Annotated in this window: 16 protein-coding genes; 11 read left to right on the top strand and 5 right to left on the bottom strand. The window is 60.7% G+C overall.

What is annotated here, in order from left to right; translation table 11 throughout:
* Positions 1 to 12: 12 nt before the first annotated feature.
* From speB to ACLH1U_RS21875, 9 genes are all read left to right on the top strand, one after another.
* A complete protein-coding gene (gene speB, locus ACLH1U_RS21915; protein ID WP_004145693.1) occupies positions 13 to 963 on the top strand; it encodes an agmatinase in 951 nt (316 codons plus the stop codon).
* Positions 964 to 973: 10 nt separating this feature from the next.
* A complete protein-coding gene (locus ACLH1U_RS21910; RefSeq protein WP_102003078.1) occupies positions 974 to 1,837 on the top strand; it encodes a sugar phosphate isomerase/epimerase family protein in 864 nt (287 codons plus the stop codon).
* On the top strand, positions 1,834 to 2,901 hold the full coding sequence (locus ACLH1U_RS21905) for an isopenicillin N synthase family dioxygenase (RefSeq protein WP_023290725.1): 1,068 nt from the start codon (positions 1,834 to 1,836) through the stop codon (positions 2,899 to 2,901). Before ACLH1U_RS21910 ends, ACLH1U_RS21905 begins: the two co-directional genes overlap by 4 nt.
* A gap of 19 nt (positions 2,902 to 2,920) precedes the next feature.
* The gene (locus ACLH1U_RS21900; RefSeq protein WP_032453782.1) at positions 2,921 to 3,724 is read left to right on the top strand and encodes an ABC transporter substrate-binding protein; all 804 of its coding nucleotides are present in this window, start codon (positions 2,921 to 2,923) and stop codon (positions 3,722 to 3,724) included.
* Positions 3,725 to 3,754: 30 nt separating this feature from the next.
* A complete protein-coding gene (locus ACLH1U_RS21895; RefSeq protein ID WP_411299459.1) occupies positions 3,755 to 5,275 on the top strand; it encodes an amino acid ABC transporter permease/ATP-binding protein in 1,521 nt (506 codons plus the stop codon).
* Positions 5,276 to 6,004, top strand: coding sequence for a class II aldolase/adducin family protein (locus ACLH1U_RS21890; RefSeq protein WP_101862102.1), 729 nt, complete (start codon positions 5,276 to 5,278; stop codon positions 6,002 to 6,004).
* 5 nt (positions 6,005 to 6,009) lie between these two features.
* A complete protein-coding gene (locus tag ACLH1U_RS21885) occupies positions 6,010 to 6,942 on the top strand; it encodes a 2-hydroxyacid dehydrogenase (RefSeq protein ID WP_032453784.1) in 933 nt (310 codons plus the stop codon).
* 60 nt (positions 6,943 to 7,002) lie between these two features.
* Positions 7,003 to 7,797 (top strand): SDR family NAD(P)-dependent oxidoreductase, encoded by a 795-nt coding sequence (locus ACLH1U_RS21880; protein WP_101862103.1) that lies wholly within the window; start codon positions 7,003 to 7,005, stop codon positions 7,795 to 7,797.
* A gap of 156 nt (positions 7,798 to 7,953) precedes the next feature.
* Positions 7,954 to 8,574: a hypothetical protein gene (locus ACLH1U_RS21875; protein WP_023290731.1), complete on the top strand. Its 621-nt coding sequence runs from the start codon at positions 7,954 to 7,956 to the stop codon at positions 8,572 to 8,574.
* Between the two features lie 55 nt (positions 8,575 to 8,629).
* Here ACLH1U_RS21875 and ACLH1U_RS21870 read toward each other — a convergent pair whose 3' ends face one another.
* Complete coding sequence (locus tag ACLH1U_RS21870; protein ID WP_247275367.1) at positions 8,630 to 9,454, bottom strand: transporter substrate-binding domain-containing protein; 825 nt, start codon at positions 9,452 to 9,454, stop codon at positions 8,630 to 8,632.
* Positions 9,455 to 9,946: 492 nt separating this feature from the next.
* Between ACLH1U_RS21870 and ACLH1U_RS21865 the strand changes: the two genes are divergently transcribed.
* Complete coding sequence (locus tag ACLH1U_RS21865) at positions 9,947 to 10,498, top strand: fimbrial protein (protein WP_032453793.1); 552 nt, start codon at positions 9,947 to 9,949, stop codon at positions 10,496 to 10,498.
* A gap of 36 nt (positions 10,499 to 10,534) precedes the next feature.
* Positions 10,535 to 11,224, top strand: coding sequence for a molecular chaperone (locus tag ACLH1U_RS21860; RefSeq protein ID WP_032453788.1), 690 nt, complete (start codon positions 10,535 to 10,537; stop codon positions 11,222 to 11,224).
* Here ACLH1U_RS21860 and ACLH1U_RS21855 read toward each other — a convergent pair.
* From ACLH1U_RS21855 to ACLH1U_RS21840, 4 genes are all read right to left on the bottom strand, one after another.
* Complete coding sequence (locus ACLH1U_RS21855; protein WP_032453789.1) at positions 11,221 to 12,315, bottom strand: fimbrial protein; 1,095 nt, start codon at positions 12,313 to 12,315, stop codon at positions 11,221 to 11,223. The genes ACLH1U_RS21860 and ACLH1U_RS21855 overlap by 4 nt on opposite strands.
* 7 nt (positions 12,316 to 12,322) lie before the next feature.
* The gene (locus tag ACLH1U_RS21850; protein ID WP_101862222.1) at positions 12,323 to 14,878 is read right to left on the bottom strand and encodes a fimbria/pilus outer membrane usher protein; all 2,556 of its coding nucleotides are present in this window, start codon (positions 14,876 to 14,878) and stop codon (positions 12,323 to 12,325) included.
* A gap of 36 nt (positions 14,879 to 14,914) precedes the next feature.
* A complete protein-coding gene (locus ACLH1U_RS21845) occupies positions 14,915 to 15,577 on the bottom strand; it encodes a molecular chaperone (protein WP_023290737.1) in 663 nt (220 codons plus the stop codon).
* Positions 15,578 to 15,771: 194 nt separating this feature from the next.
* Complete coding sequence (locus ACLH1U_RS21840; protein ID WP_023290738.1) at positions 15,772 to 16,353, bottom strand: fimbrial protein; 582 nt, start codon at positions 16,351 to 16,353, stop codon at positions 15,772 to 15,774.
* Between the last annotated feature and the right edge of the window lie 57 nt (positions 16,354 to 16,410).

The following is a 16,410-nucleotide window of genomic DNA, read 5'->3' as shown; positions in this document are numbered from 1 at the left end:
TCAGGAGCAGACATGGATAACCTCTTTCACCAACCGCAGGGTGGCAATGAGATGCCACGCTTCGCCGGCCGCGCCACGATGATGCGCCTGCCGTTTATCGAAGATTTACAGGGACTTGATGCGGCATTTGTCGGCATTCCGCTGGATATCGGCACCTCGCAGCGCTCAGGCACGCGCTACGGACCGCGCTATATTCGCGCCGAATCGGTGATGATCCGTCCGTACAATATGGCGACCGGCGCCGCGCCGTTCGACTCGCTGTCGGTAGCCGACATCGGCGATGTGCCGATCAATACCTACAGTTTGCTCAAATCGGTGCAAATTATTGAAGATTACTACACCGGTTTGAATAGTTATCCGCTGATCCCCCTCACCCTCGGCGGGGACCACACCATTACCCTGCCCATCCTGCGGGCGCTGACCAAAAAACATGGGCCGGTGGGGCTCATCCACGTCGACGCCCATACCGACACCAATGATGAGATGTTCGGTGAGAAAATCGCCCACGGCACCACCTTCCGCCGCGCCGTTGAGGAGGGACTACTCGACCTCAAGCGGGTGGTGCAGATTGGCCAGCGCGCCCAGGGCTATGCCGCCGGGGACTTCCAGTGGGGCGTCGACCAGGGCTTTCGCCTGGTGCAGGCGGAGCAGTGCTGGCATACCTCGCTGGCGCCGCTGATGGCCGAAGTCCGCCAGCAGATGGGCGACGGGCCGGTGTATCTCAGCTTTGATATCGACAGCCTCGATCCTATCTGGGCCCCGGGAACCGGGACGCCGGAGGTCGGCGGCCTGACCTCCATTCAGGCACTGGAGATCGTCCGCGGCTGCCGCGGCCTGAACCTGATTGGCGCCGATCTGGTTGAAGTCTCGCCCCCCTATGACGTGAGCGGTAATACCTCCCAGCTGGCGGCCAACCTGCTGTACGAGATGCTCTGCGTCCTGCCCGGCGTGAAGTACGCCTGAGGAAGCCGCCATGGAGCTGAAATGCTTTCGCACCCTCTGGGGAGTGACGACCCCCTGGCCGCAAACGCTGGATGAACTGCAGCGCGTCGGCTGCTGCGGTATCGAAGCCCGCGTCCCGTTAACGGCGGAGGAGCGGCGGCAGCTCGCCGACCGCCTGCAGGCGTCGGAGCTGGAGTATATCGCCATTCTCTTCAGCGGCGGCGGGGTGCTCCCCGCTCAGCATGAAACGCCGGAGCAGCATCTGGCGCGCCTGCGGATCCGCTTCGCCGAGGCCAGCGGCCTCAACCCGCGCTTTGTCAATCTGCTGGCGGGCAACGATCGCTGGCCGCTGGCGCAGCAGGTCGATTTTCTCGGCAAGGCGCACGAGCTGGCCGCCGGGTTTGGGTTGACCTGCAGCTTTGAAACCCATCGCGCCACCTCGCTGTACAGCCCGTGGCTCACCCTGGAGATCATTCAGCAGCTCCCCCAGCTGCGCTTTACCGCCGACATCAGCCACTGGGTGGTGGTCAGCGAGCGCCTGCTGGATGACCCCTGCGATGACTTCAGCGCCTTTATCGACCGCGTGCATCACGTGCAGGCCCGGGTGGGCTACGACCAGGGGCCCCAGGTGCCGCACCCGGCGGCGCCGGAGTATCAGCCGGCGCTGGCCTTTGCCGAGCGCTTGTGGGAGCAAATCTGGCATTCGCAGCGCCGGCGCGGCTACCCGCAGACCACCCTGACGCCGGAGTTTGGCGCCGACGGCTATCTGCACCATCTGCCGTTCACCAACGTTCCGGTGGCCGACCTCTGGTCGCTCAACGCCTGGATGGCCGCGCGCCAGCAGGCCCACTTTCAGCAGTTTTTAACGCTCACTGAACAGGAACCGCAGCCATGACCGCCGTGAAGCACGCTTTTACTGAACTCCCGACCATCGATATCCGCGATCTGGCCGGCGACGATCTCGCCAGGCGCCAGGCGGTGGCCGACGCCATCGGCCGCGCGGCGCGTGAGGTGGGCTTTTTCTACATCACCGGCCACGGCATCGACCCGGCGCTGATCGCCGGCGTCCGCGAGGCGGCGAAGCAGATCTTCGCTCTGCCGATGGCGGAGAAGATGAACTATTACATCGGCCGCTCCAAAAGCCATAAGGGCTACGTCCCGGAAGGAGAAGAGATCTACGGCGCCGGCAAGCCGGACCATAAAGAGGCCTTCGATATTGGCTTCCAGGCGGCGGACGACCATCCGCTGGTGCTCGCCGGTACGCCGCTGATCGGCGCCAACGAGTGGCCCGACCTGCCGGATTTCCGCGCGCGGGTGCTGGCCTACTACGACGCGGTTTTCGCCCTCGGCCACCGCCTGTTCGACGCTTTCGCCCTCGCGCTCGGTCTGCCGGAAGGGTATTTCAAACCGATGGTGACCTGCCCGCCGGCCAAGCTGCGGCTCATCCATTACCCGTTCGACGCCAGCGTCGAAGATGTTCCCGGAATTGGTGCACACACCGACTATGAGTGCTTCACCCTGCTGCTCGCCGACCAGCCCGGGCTTGAAGTCCTCAATGAAGAAAGCGTGTGGATCGACGCGCCTCCCGTCACGAACGCCGCCGGAGAAGAGGCGTTCGTGATCAATATCGGCGACATGCTGGAAGTGCTCAGCGCTGGCACATTTGTTGCTACAGCCCACCGGGTGCGCAAAGTGCCGCAGGAGCGGTACTCCTTCCCGCTGTTTTTCGCCTGCGATTACCACACGCTGATCCGCCCGCTGCCGACCTTTCTCGCCGCCGGCGAAGCCAGCGAATATCAGGAGCTGAGCATCGGCGAGCATATGTGGAGCCAGGCGCTGCAAACCTATCGCTATCTGCGCGAGAAGGTCAATCGCGGCGAGCTCCAGCTGCCGGCGCGCGCGCGCGGCACCCATACCTTTGGCCATCTGAAAAAACAGGCACAGCAAAAAAAACCCTAACCACCCGTGAGGATCCATGATGACTAGCACCCTGAAAAAAATCTCGCGCCGCGTCGCGCTTACCCTCGCCGTCAGCGCCTGTTTCTCCTCTGTCACCCAGGCGGCGGAACTGCTGACCGAGGGCGTCTTTAAGGTGGGGATGGAGGTCACCTACCCGCCGTTTGAGTCCTATGACAGCAATAACAATATCGTCGGTCTCGACCCGGAGTTCGCGACGCTGATTGCCGAGCATCTGCAGGCCAAACCGCAGCTGATCGACACCAAGTTCACCAGCCTGATCCTCGGCATCGGCAAGAAATATGATGCGGTGATCTCCGGGATGTACGTGACGCCGGAGCGCCAGAAACAGGCCGACGCCATCCCTTACGCCCTTTCCGGCGCGTCGATCATTGCCCTCAAGGGCGGCGCGGTGCAGCCGAAAACCGAAGATGAGCTGTGCGGCGTGAAGGTCGGCCTGCAGGCAGGCACCACCTGGGTGACCAGCCTGAAAAAACACTCCGATGAGTGGTGCCTGAAAAACGGCAAACCGGCCATCACTATTCAGGAGTTCCCGACGGCGCCGGAAGCCTCCCAGGCGCTGCTGTCGAAGAACATCGACGCCCAGCTTGAGATAGCCCCGGCGGCGCAGATTATCGTCGATAAGAGTCGCGGCCGCCTGGGGATAAGCTCGACGCGCCTCGTCTACCCGCTGCCGTTGGGGATCTATGTCGCCAAAGGCAACACCGAGCTGGCGGAGGCGATCAAGGCCACCCTCGCCACGCTCAAAGCCAACGGCAAATATGCCGCGCTGATCAAAAAATACAACTTAGAAAGCATCGATTAAGACAATAAGCACTGCGCAACAGGAGTCAGTATGGCGTTCGATTGGGGATACTTTTTTTCATTATTTAGCATTGGGGCATTCTGGCAGGCGTGCGTGACGGTTATCGTGATCAGCACCTTGTCCTGGGGGATCGGCCTGGTGGTCGGTTTTCTGCTAGCCTGCGCGAAGCTCTCGGCGCCGCGCTGGATCAAGATCCCCGTCGAACTCTATATCTGGTTTTTCCGCAGCGTGCCGCTGATGGTGCTGCTGGTGTTTGTCTACAACCTGCCGCAGCTGTTTCCGCTGACCCAGCCGCTGCTCGGGGTGCCGTTTATCGCCGGGCTGGTGTCGATGACCGTCACCGAAGCGGCCTATATGGCGGAGATCCACCGCGGCGGGCTGTTGTCGGTGGCCAAAGGGCAAAGCGAGGCGGGCCATGCGCTGAGCTTCAGCTTTATCGGCATCCAGCGGCTGATTATTATTCCTCAGGCGTTTCGCATCTCGTTGCCGACGCTGATCAATGAATACATCACCATCATTAAGCTGAGCTCGATTTTATCGGTGGTCTCCTTACCCGAGCTGCTGCTCACCGGCCAGCGCTTGTATGCGCAAAATTTCCTCGTGATGGAGACGCTGCTGGCGGTGGCGGTGTACTACGTCATGGTGGTTACCGTCTTCACCTGGCTGTTCCGGGCGCTGGAGAATAGCCTCGATATTCAGCGCAAGCGTCCGCAAACGCTCAGCGAGGCGGAATGCCAGGCGCTGCGCCAGAGCCTGCCGGCGATGACGGAAGCGATCAACATCGCGGCCGTCAACGGCGCGCCGCCGGCGCTGGATCTGCGGGGCATCCGCAAATCCTGGGGCCAGCATGAGGTGCTGAAAGGCATCGACCTGCAGGTAGATAACGGGGAGGTGATCAGCATCATCGGCCCGTCCGGCTCCGGCAAAACAACCCTGATCCGCACCATCAACGCCCTCGAAAGCATTGATGGCGGGGAGATCATTCTCTACGGCGAGGACTATCTGAAAGGCGGAGCCATCGTCGATAAGCGCCAGATGCGCGCCGGGGTGCGGCGCATCGGCATGGTCTTCCAGAGCTTCAACCTGTTCCCCCACCGCACGGTGCTCGACAACGTGATGCTGGCCCCGCGCTACCACCAGCTGCTGGATCAGCCGGTCGCCCGCGAGCAGGCCCTGGCGCTGCTCGACCGCGTCGGTCTGCTGGCCCATGCCCACAAGTACCCCGGACAGCTCTCCGGCGGCCAGCAGCAGCGCGTGGCGATCGCCCGGGCGCTGGCGCTGAAGCCAGACATCATGCTGTTTGACGAACCGACCTCGGCGTTGGATCCCGAGCTGGTGGGCGAGGTGCTGAAGGTTATTCAGTCGCTGGCCCGCGAAGGTATGACCATGCTGATTGTCACCCACGAGATGGACTTCGCCCTGTCGATTTCCGACCGCGTGGTGCTGATGGAGAACGGCGTGGTGCAGGCCGACATCGCCCCGCAGGTGATCCGCAGCCCGCTGGAGGCCCCTTCTCTGCAACGAATCCGTGAATTTATGGGAGTGCACTAAATGGCAACTGAGCAACACCTGCGCCAGCAGCTGGCCGCCGCCTACCGTCTGGCGGCGCTGTTCGGGTGGGAGGATACCCTCTACACCCACTTCTCCGTGCGCCTGCCCGGCGACGGCGAGCCGCGCTTTTTAATTAATCCCTTCGGCATGATGTTTGATGAGGTCACCGCCAGCAATCTGATCGTGGTGGATATGCAGGGCAAGGTCGTAGAGGGCGAGGCGCCGGCTAACTCGGCGGGCTTCACCATCCACAGCGCGGTGCATATGGCCCGGAAAGACGCCCACTGCGTGATCCACACCCATACCCTGCCGGGGATGGCGGTGGCCGCCTGCGAGGACGGCCTGCTGCAGCTCAACCAGATCAGCACCGAGTTTTACCAGCGCGTCGGCTACCACCCCTATGAAGGGGTGGCCTTTGACCTCGACGAACGGGCGCGCATTCAGCGCTCGCTGGGGAATAATATCGCCATGATCCTGCAGAGCCACGGCCTGCTGTCGGTGGGCCGTACCGTGGCTGACGCCTTTTACATCATGTTCTACCTCAATCGTGCCTGCGAGATCCAGATGGCCGCCGCCCAGCTGGCGGCCCTCAGCCCGATCCACACCATCGCCCCGCACCTCAGCCAGCACGCCTGCGAGCAGCTGATGGGCGTGGAGCATGAACGTCAACAGGTCTGGCAGGCGTGGTTGCGCCGTCTTGACCGTCTCGATACTTCTTACAAAGACTAACGCCTATGTCCGATATCACTATCGTGGTGGATTGTAACGACGCGGATTTCGCCCGCGATATCTGCGCCGCCCTGCAGCAGTTTCCCGACGTCACCGCGCTCCTGCCCCATCACCAGGCGGCGCGCGACGCGCAGTACGCCAGCTGCTGGTTCCCTAACCCGCAGCTGTTGACCCGCTCGCCGGGGCTGAAGCTGATCCAGGCCGCGTCCGCCGGGGTCGATCATCTGCCGCCCGCGCTGTTCGCCAGCGATATCCCGCTGTGCCGGGTGATCGATGAGGACTTTCGTCACGGCATGTTCGAATATGCCCTGTGGGGCGTGCTGTGGTTCCAGCGTTATTTTGACCGGGCGCTGGCCCACCAGCGGACCCAAACCTGGAAGCTCTATCCCCAGCGCGCCGCCGCCGACTTCCATATCGGCATTATGGGCCTCGGCGAAATTGGCGGCTATATCGCCGACCAGCTGGCCCGCCTTGGCTATCGGGTCTCCGGCTGGTCGCGCAGTGAGAAGCAGCTGGCTGGCGTCACCTGCTACCGCGGCGAGGAGGCGCTCGACAGCTTCCTCGGGTCGCTTGACGGGCTGATTAACCTCCTGCCGCTCACCGCGCAGACCCGGGGTATTCTCGCCGCGCCGCTCTTCAGCCGGCTTCCCGCCGGGGCGGTGTTAATCAACTGCGGGCGTGGAGAGCATATGGTCAATGAGGATGTGCTGGCGGCGCTGGAGAGCGGCCAGCTCGCCGGAGCGGTGCTCGACGTCTTCCCGCAGGAGCCATTGCCGGCGGACGATCCGCTATGGCGCCATCCGCAGGTGGTGATCACCCCGCATATGGCCTCTGCGGCCCCCGCCGAGGTGATCGCCCGCCAGCTGCTGGAGAACATTCAGCGCCAGCGTCGCGGGCTGCCGCTCAAAAACCTGGTCAATAAGCACGCCGGTTACTGATCCCCACCGATACCGCCGCTGCTACGCTTAATGGGAGATCCACAACCAGAAGGCAGGAACATGAAGATTGATTTATCGGGGAAAGTCGCGCTGGTCACCGCCTCCACGGCGGGTATTGGCTTTGCTATCGCCAAAGGCCTGGCGGAGAGCGGCGCAGAGATCATCCTTAACGGGCGCAGCGAGCAGAGTGTGAACGCCGCGATCGCCCGCTTGCAAAATGAGGTGCCGGGGGCGAAAGCGCGCCCCGCCGTCGCCGACCTCAGCGGCGCCGACGGCGCGGCACAGCTGCTGCATGCCGTGACCGGCGTCGATATTCTGGTCAATAACGCCGGGATCTACGGCCCGCAGGATTTTTACGCCACCGATGACGCGACCTGGGAAAACTACTGGCAGACCAACGTCATGTCCGGCGTGCGCCTGTCGCGAGGGCTGCTGCCGGCGATGGTCAGTAAAGGCTGGGGGCGGGTGGTGTTTATCTCCTCGGAATCGGCGCGCAATATCCCGGCGGACATGATCCACTATGGCGTCACCAAGACCGCCCAGCTGTCGCTGGCCCGCGGCCTGGCGAAATATGTCGCCGGCAGCGGAGTGACCGTTAACAGCGTTCTGCCGGGGCCGACGATTTCCGACGGCTTTGCCGAAATGCTGAAAGACGAAGTGGCGAAAACCGGCCAGTCGCTGGAGGAACTGGCGAAAGCGTTTGTCATGACCCATCGTCCGAGTTCGGTGATCCAGCGGGCGGCCTCGGTGGAAGAGGTCGCCAATATGGTGGTTTACGTCTGCTCGCCGCAGGCGTCGGCCACCTCCGGCGCCGCGCTGCGCGTTGACGGCGGCGTGGTGGATGATATTCTCTGACGTCCTCTCATTCAGGGGAGTCCCCCTCCCCTGTCGTTTTTCCCGGCGCTAAAAAGCGCAAAACGTTAAAAAACCGCCGCAAAGTCGCACAAAGTGAACAGGAACATGTATTCCCAAAACTTATGATATTTGTTTTAAATATAAGTTGTGGTGTTAATGTCTCTGTTACGAAGCTTGCTTTTCTTTCTCGGCGCGGCGGTCGCGGCCGCCATCGCGGTACTCTGCCTGTGGGTGGATATTCGGGTATTTGGCAACGACATCCCGGAGGTGTCGCTCACCGAAGTGGTTCAGGAGAGCGTGCTGGCCGTCATCGTGCTGGTTCATCTTCTGCTGGCGCGCAAATATGCCCACCTGCGCTATAGCAATATCCTCATCGGCGGCTTCTTCCTCGCCATGCTGATCCGCGAACTGGATGGCCTGTTTGATTTACTCTCCCATGGCAGCTGGGTGTGGTTTGCCCTGCTGGCTACCGCAGGGTCCCTGCTGATGCCGCTGCGCCATTTGCGCCAGACCCTGTCGCAGCTGGCGGATTATACCCGCACCCCGTATTACGGGATGATGATCAGCGGCCTGCTGGCGATTCTGGTCTTCTCGCGGCTGTTCGGTATGCACGGCCTGTGGTACGCCGTGCTGGATGAGAACTACGCACGGGTGGTGAAAAATACGGTGGAGGAAGGCAGCGAGTCGTTTGGCTATATGCTGTGCCTGACCGCCACCCTCGGCTACGCCTGCTACTTCCGCGACCTGGCGCGACAGACGCTGTCGCCGCAGCGCTGACCGCGGCCGACAACCACCGCCGGACGCGCCCGTCGGCGGTGGGGCGCCTCAGCGCTTAACCACGAATTTTCCACTTCCGCTTGAGAACCTCTTTATCCTGGCTATCCAGCCACTGGTTCACTTTCTCCAGCAGCGCCGGATTATCTTTACTCATCATATACACCTTGTCGCTGGCGGTGCCGGCGAACGGCGTCTCGTTGGCGACGCAGAACACGCCGGGCTCTTTGCTCTGGTAATAGTCGCCTTCGATCAGATCGGTCACCATCATATCGGCCGTTTTCTGCCGCAGCGCCTCCAGGTTATCGACGTTGTTCTTCACGCGAATGATCTGCGCCTGCTTAATATGCTCATCGACAAAGCTCTGGTTGGTGCCGCCAGGGTTGACGACCACCTTCACCTCCGGACGGTCTATCTTCGCCAGCGATCCAAGCCGGGGGGCGGCCTGACAGTTGGCTAAGGCGATTTTACCGTTCGCCACCACCGGGTGGCTGAGGGCGAACTCCTTCGCCCGCGCCGGGGTCTGCGTCACACCGCCCATCGCAATATCAAACTTGTCCGCCTGCAGATCGGCGGCGAGCGCCGGCCAGCTGGTGTAGACGAAGCTCACCTTCAGCCCCAGCGTGCGCCCGAGATCGCGGGCCATGTCCACGTCATAGCCCTGCAGCTCGCCGGCGGCATTGCGAAACGCCAGCGGGGCGTAGTCGCCCGGCACGCCGACCTTCAGTTCACCGCTGCGCTCGATGGTTTGCATATCGCGCGCCTGGGCGCCACAGGTCATTATCGCCAGCGTCAGCGCCAGCCCCACCGTCAGTTTCATCTCGCCATCCTTATTGTTATCGGGTTTTCGCGCCGGGGTGGCCGGCCGCTTCTCAGTCAACATCATCCGCAGCGCGTAACAGGGAATTCATCCTATTTTTAAACATCGGGACATACAACCCGACGATCGGGTTGCCGATCGCAAATCTGACAACGAAACAGGGCTATCGCCCGATGAATGATTTCTCATCCGCCGGGCGTAGCTTTACGCCAGCGATCGTATTTTCCAGACTGACGCCGTGCCGAATTAAGCACAAAAAACAGCAGCAAGAGAGAAGTAACCAATTGAATAAATTAATAATTTATTTAAATGCACGATATTTCGCGTTCAGACATCGACAACTACCGTCTTATTTACTCCGGAATTCCTCCACAGTACTATCCCGGAAAACGCAGGTAATAAATAACAAGCATATATTAATTCCAGGCGACAATATATTTGCCAAATAAATGAATTAATAAAAAACATGCCCGATTAAAGTCATTTTGTGCCGTATCTGACCCGCAAAATAATGACCCTGGCGCCAGGTTTACCGGCACGACAGGAGGAATGAAAATGAAGATAACCACCCTGGGTCTGGCGATGCTCTTCGTCGGACTGGCCGCCGGCCCGGTTTGCGCGGCAGACGGCACGCTAAATTTCATCGGCAGGGTCGTGAACGGCGCCTGCAAACTCGAAGGGGCGGGCAATAACGGGGTCATCGACATCAGCATGGGCGATATTCCGCTGTCGAGACTGAAAAACAGCCAGTCGGGTACCGGGCCAGCGGTCGGCGTCGATATTCGCGTCAAAGATTGCGAGAAAGGCACCTACTACATTGTGGTGGATGGCCCCTCTCCCACCGCCACGCCTGAAAATCATGTGCTGGCCCTCAACGATAGCGGTAAGCCGGCCGGTAGCGTGGGTATTCTGCTCACCGACCGTACGGGGACGCCGCTGGGCCTTGATGCACACCTCGATCCGCAGCACGATCCCCGCATCGAGATCCCGGTGGACGGCGGCTCCGGCACCTTCAGGCTGAAAGCCTTCTATTACACCTGGGATAAAGCCCACGTACTCCCCGGCGACGGCAACGCAACGGCCCGGTTCACCATTATGCAGGAATAGCTTCCCGGTCAGGGATGAGACGTAAAGGGAGCGAAGATGAAAATACAGCTGGCTGTTCTGTTTAGCGCCATGACCTTTCAGGCCTGCGCCGGGATCTCCATCGATGCCACGCGGGTGGTCTACTCAGGAAAAGACAAAGCCGCCACCCTGAACATTCATAACCGCAGCCGCACACCTTATAAAGTGCAGATCTGGCTGGACGCCGGGCTCAACAAGTCGCGCGTCGACCTGCCGATGGTGGCGACCCCGCCGCTGGTCTATTTATCCCCCCAGCAAAGCGCCCAGCTGCGCTTTATCTATCACGGCGGCGGGCTCCCCGCCGATCGGGAAAGCCTGTACTGGGTCAATATTCAGGAGAATCCGCCGCCGTCAGACGGTAACCATACGCTGCAGTTTATCGTCCGCACCCGCCTGAAGCTCTTTTATCGTCCTCCTGCCATCGCCACCACCCTCGCCAGAGAGGTGCAAAAGCTGCAGTGGCAGCAGAGCGGCAATAACCTGCGCTTGACTAACTCAGGCCCACTGCATATCACCCTGGTCAACGGGGCGCTGATCGATAATAAAGGCCACATTTCGCCGATGAGAAACGTGATGCTCCGGCCGTACAGCAGCTATACCGTGTCAACGACCGACAGCGCTCGCCTGTACAAGCTAAACTATATCGACGATGACGGCGCGGTGGTGGCGATCCCCCTTCAGGCGGCCTATGCTCCGGCCCCACGCTAGTTATACTCGAGGGCGAAGGTCACCATGCTGTCGGCTGTGCCCGCCGTCACCGTGGCGTCAGTTTGCACATACTGGGCGTTAAAATTGATGGCCTCAGCCGTGCCAGCGTTACTGCCGGTTACCCTTTTCAGGATCGGCAAGTTGCTGGCCTCATTGATTTTAACGCTGGTGCCATCAGACACTGCCGCGCCGGGGTTATTGCCGTAGGTCAGCTTCACGCCGACGCCGCTGGCGCTGTTGCTGGCCTTGCTTAGCGCCAGGGTATCACTCTCCACGCTGACGCCGAAAAAGCCGATGCGCACATCGGTCGGCGTCGGACAGAACACCGGGATCGAAAAGCGCTTCGCCTGGCCTCCGGTGCTCCCTTTACCGTGAAACTCCGCCCGGTTTACCGTGCCCAGACTGACCTGGATCGTTGAGGTCGCCACCTGGCAGCTGCCGCTGCTGCCAATGTCCACGTTCAGGGCGGCGATATCAATGCTGACCGGCGCACTGGCGACAAAGCCGGCGTTTCCGTTGGCCTGCTGTTCAATGGTCACCTCCCCCACCTGCGGCAGCGGCGACGAGTTGGTATGCGTCCCGTCCGCCAGCTGTACCGTACCGGTCTTATAGAAGGTTACCGCGATCCTGACCGTCGTCTGCTGCTGCGTCATGAGCGCCGGGAGCATCGTGCTGTCGCAGACCACCACCGACTCGCCGCCAGCGGAGTGGCTGCCGTCGATAGCGCGCATCGGGCCGCCGGCGCACTGGAAGCTAAGCGCGTAGCCGATGCCGTCGATGGCGCTGGGGTAGACGTGCTGTCCGTTAATCACCACCGGCGAGCCGCCGGTTTTCAGCTGTTTGTAGACAATGCGTTTGGCGCTCGCCGTCGGCAGCTGCAGGTCGCAGGAAAAGGGGATCCCGCTGCCGTTATCCGCCATCGCGCTGGTCATCTGGGTATTGACCGGCAGCGTGGGCAAATACTTGATATTGGGAATATTGACGGTGGTCTGGCCGATATTCGCGCGGCAGTTTTCAGCCCGCGCGCCGGGAAGATAGCCGCTCAGCGCCAGCAAAAAGAGAAAAGGAAGTAGACGAAAAACAGATTTCATAGCCGCCTCAGCGTGACTGGCACAGCCCGGAGACGGTTTTCACCGTATTCAGACTCTGCTGTGGGTTATCCGCAAGATGAAAATGCATCGTGCAACTCTGCGACTGGTTATTGACGACCCAGCTCACCGCAAGGGTTCCCTCCTGCGGCACGCCGCTGAGGTACACCTGACCGCCGTCGGCTACCATGCCGCCCGGCGCATTGCCGCTCTCCTCCGTCCCGACCAACCGTGCGCTGGCGCCAAAGGGTAACGGCCCCTGCGCGTTGCGCAGGGTAAATAGCACCCGGTTGCCTATGCGGGTCCGGTAGTTGGCCATCACCACCGCGCCGCCGCCGGGGATCACCGTCTGACCCTGCTGGTCGACGTCGGTATCATCCGCCATCGACTCCGTGTCGAGGGTAATGACATTTTTCCGGTAGGTGGTCAGAGACGGCACCACAGCATAACCGCGCCAGTCGGTGTGCACATTGTTGCCGTTTTGCACCGCCACGCCGGCAGCCCCCGGCGCGCGGACGATGGCGAAGCTCTCGCCCACCGTCTGACCGAAGGTCACGCCGTGCGGATGCGCGACCACCGAGCCGGCGCCTCCCCAGGTCAGCTGATTACTGGCGGCGTCATGGCGATAGCCGAGCTGCGCGTTGCCGAAGCCGCCGTGGTAGTCCAGGGCGACGCTGCTGTTGGTGCCCCGCCCCTGGTTGCCGTAGCCCTGCTGAACCGAGTAGAACAGATTCGGCCGCGTCGGCATCGCGCCATACAGCGACACCTGCTGCGAGGTATAGCCATTGCTGTCCGAGGTGGTGTTGTAGCTCACCGCGCTGTCGGACAGCGGACCGCCCAGCGGAATATTGATATTGAATGACCAGGAGCGGTCATTTTTTTGCTGGCCGCTGGCGCGAGTGTAGTAATAGCCCACGCCCCAGGAGATCCCTTTCCAGGCGCTGTAGAATCCGAGATGCACCGTCTCATCCCGACTCTGCCGGTGCCAGTATTCCTGCGACCAGGCGGAAACCGCCAGACTGCCCAGACCGCCGAGGCTTTGTGACACCGACACTTCCTCCCGGCGGCGCCGGTTGTCCACCTGCCCCTGCGCGCTTTCGAGGGCGCTGGCTTCGGCAAAATCGTAATAGCCGCTGGAGGAGTAGCGATAGCTGGCGAGGCTGAACGTGGTGCCCGAGCTGACGAAATCTTTCTGATACTGAGCGCGCAGCGAATGGCCCGCATAGCGCTTGCCCGACGGCGTACGGGTGACGGCCTGGGTGACGTCGCCTCCCAGCGAACCGAACTCGCCAAAGCCGCGGCCCAGGCCCAGCGCCCACGACTGATAGTCCTGGGCCAGCTGCGTGCCGCCGTAGAGGGTAAATCCCGCCGACAGACCATAGAACAGGGTGCCCTGCAGGAATTCCGGCGAGCGCACCGAATCCGCCCCGGAGTGGTAGCGACCAGCGCTGAGGCTGAATTTGCCGCGCCCTTCGCGCAGCATATAGGGCACGGCGGAATAGGGCTGGGTAAAGGTGCGCACCGAACCATTGCTCTCGGTCACCTTCACCTCCAGATCGCCGCTCTGCGAGGTGGGATAAAGATCGCTGATGGCGAACGCCCCCGGCGACACGAAGGTTTCGTAGATCACATACCCGTGCTGGGAGACGGTCACTTTGGCATTGCTGTGCGCCACGCCGCGGATGGTAGGGGCAAAGCCGCGCTGGCTGTCCGGGAGCATCTCATCGTCAGACATCAGCTGGACGCCGCGAAACGGGATGCTGTCAAACACATCGCCGGTGGTGTAAGTATCGCCGATCCGCAGCAGACTCTTCAGCGAGCGGACGTCGCGCTGCAGCCAGGTGCTCTGTGAATCCCAGTGCCGGCGCTGCTGGTCGTACTGCATTGAGGAGATATTGCGCAGCCGCCAGGCGCCCAGGTTCACGCCGCTGCGTAAATTGAGATAGTTTGAGCGGCTGCTCTCCCCTTCATCGGCATTCTTTATCTGCGCGCCGGAAAAATAGTAATCGACAAACGCGGCCGGCACGCCATCGTCCCAGCGCGAGGGATCGACATAGCCGCGGCTTTGCACGTTCATCGCCGCCTGGGGAATGCTCAGCGTCAGGCGCTGGTTAGCGAAGGTGAAGCGGCTGCTGGCGTCGGGAATAAACTTCTCGATCCGGGTGAAGGTCTCACCTTCATGCAGCGTTTGAAAAGCCGGAAACGCGCTGACGTTGACCCCATAATCCGCCAGCTGCCCGGGCGTCAGCACCGGCTGCAGCTGCCCGCCATCGTCAACAAAGGTGATATTGGCCTGGCCCAGCTCCTGGTCGTTAACCACCACGGTGACAGGATAAGTCCCCGGCTGCTGCCCGCCGGGTTTGGCGAAGTAGTGCAGATCGGAGGTTTGCTGCTGCGGGTCGGCAAACTCCAGCGCCGCCGGATCAAAATAGTCGTCGGCCAGCGCCCGGCTCAGCGGGCTGAGACAGCACATCATCGTCGGCAGCGTCGCCAGCGCCAGCGCCCGTCCGGCGGTGACGGGCAACGCGGCATACTCCCGCACCCTGGCTGTTGTTATTCTTTTCATGCTGGCGCCGTCCGGTAAGCTCATCACAAAGGGGAATTACTGCTGGGCGTAATCGCTGACGCCGCCGTAGTCGTTAATCGCCCGCCATTTGACGGTGCCGTGCCCGCTCACCGGCCACGTTTTCTCGCCAAAGGGGGCCACCATGCCAGGCTCGTCGATTGCCTGCCCGCCCACCTCGACGGCGTAAAAAGAGACAAAATAGGGAGTGGGGTTTGCCACCGTCAGATGACCGCCGGACTGGCTAAACTTCAGCTGCTGCCAGGCTTTAGCCGGGTCGCCCGCCAGGCCGTTGGGGCGATAAAAGATTTTGAATTTCGACTTAATATTGACCTGCAGCTTGTTCACCTCGCCCTTGGGCGTCGGGGCGATACTTTTGACGTTCAGCCAGTAGACCGATTCACGGTCGCTGGGCAGCGAGGCGCCAATAAAGTTAATGCGCAGGACGTTATTTTGCTCCGGATCGAGACGGAATAAGGGCGGCGTAACAATAAAGGGCACCTTGGCCTTATCGTTTTCCGCGTAATTTTCCACCCACGACTGCACCAGATAGGGCGTATGGGTATCGGCATTAGTGACTGAAATAGCGGCTTCACGCTTCCCTTCCTGATAAATCACACGGGTTCCACCCATGACAATACCGGCCTGTGCTGCCGTGGAGCACAGCAGAAAGGCCGCAACGGCAATTATTTTCTTCATCATGACTTACCATCAGGTAAAGGTTGAACAAACAGTAAAATAAAGCAGGGAATATCAGAGCCAGTACCCGTCGGGATAATTAGCAAAAACAACTATACCGTCACGAATATATTTCGTGACTTTATGACAATTATCACTTTAGCTATCTGCAATTAATCAGGACGCAGTGGACTGACTCTGAATAGCGCGCAATATGATTAGTTATAAATCATATTGAAATTAGCCGTACCGTTGGCATCGCCAGCCGTCACCGCACCGGTGGAGATATAGTCGGCGAAAAACTCGAGGTCGGCAGTGCCGGTGCCGGCAGTCGCGCCCGCAACGACATTTTTGGCTTTCGACACTTTGCCGAGGCTGACCGCCGTAGACTTGTCATCTTCATACAGCTTGATCGCCACGCCAGCGGCGCCGCCGGTGGTCGCCAACAGCGTGTTATCAGACTGATCGCGCGCGCCGTCAAACAGCACCGCAACATTTGTCACGCTGGCAGGGCAATCTTTTACTTTGATATGGAAAGGCGTTTTGGTGGTTTCAAAACCTGTGCTGGTAAAATAGGTGCTGGCCCATTTGCCCAGATCCACCGTCTGGCTGGTGGATGCGCTGTCGATATTGCAGGAGCTGTCGGTGATTGATCCATTGAAGATAACCTGTCCGCCGGTACCCTGGGTACCCGCGTTGGAGCCAGGGTTAACGTTAATGGTTGGCGTAGTAACAGAAATTGCAGCGCCAGAAACCAGCGCTCCCATGAGAATTGCCATAATACGAAGTTGCGTTTTCATTATTTATCTCATCGTTAACGAATATATTTTCCCGTCATCGGCAATAGCCCCATGGCT

It is taken from the genome of Klebsiella sp. 1SOBk5mer, assembly GCF_046603115.1.
GTDB lineage: Bacteria > Pseudomonadota > Gammaproteobacteria > Enterobacterales > Enterobacteriaceae > Klebsiella > Klebsiella quasipneumoniae.
This window is presented reverse-complemented; position numbering and strand designations above follow the sequence as displayed.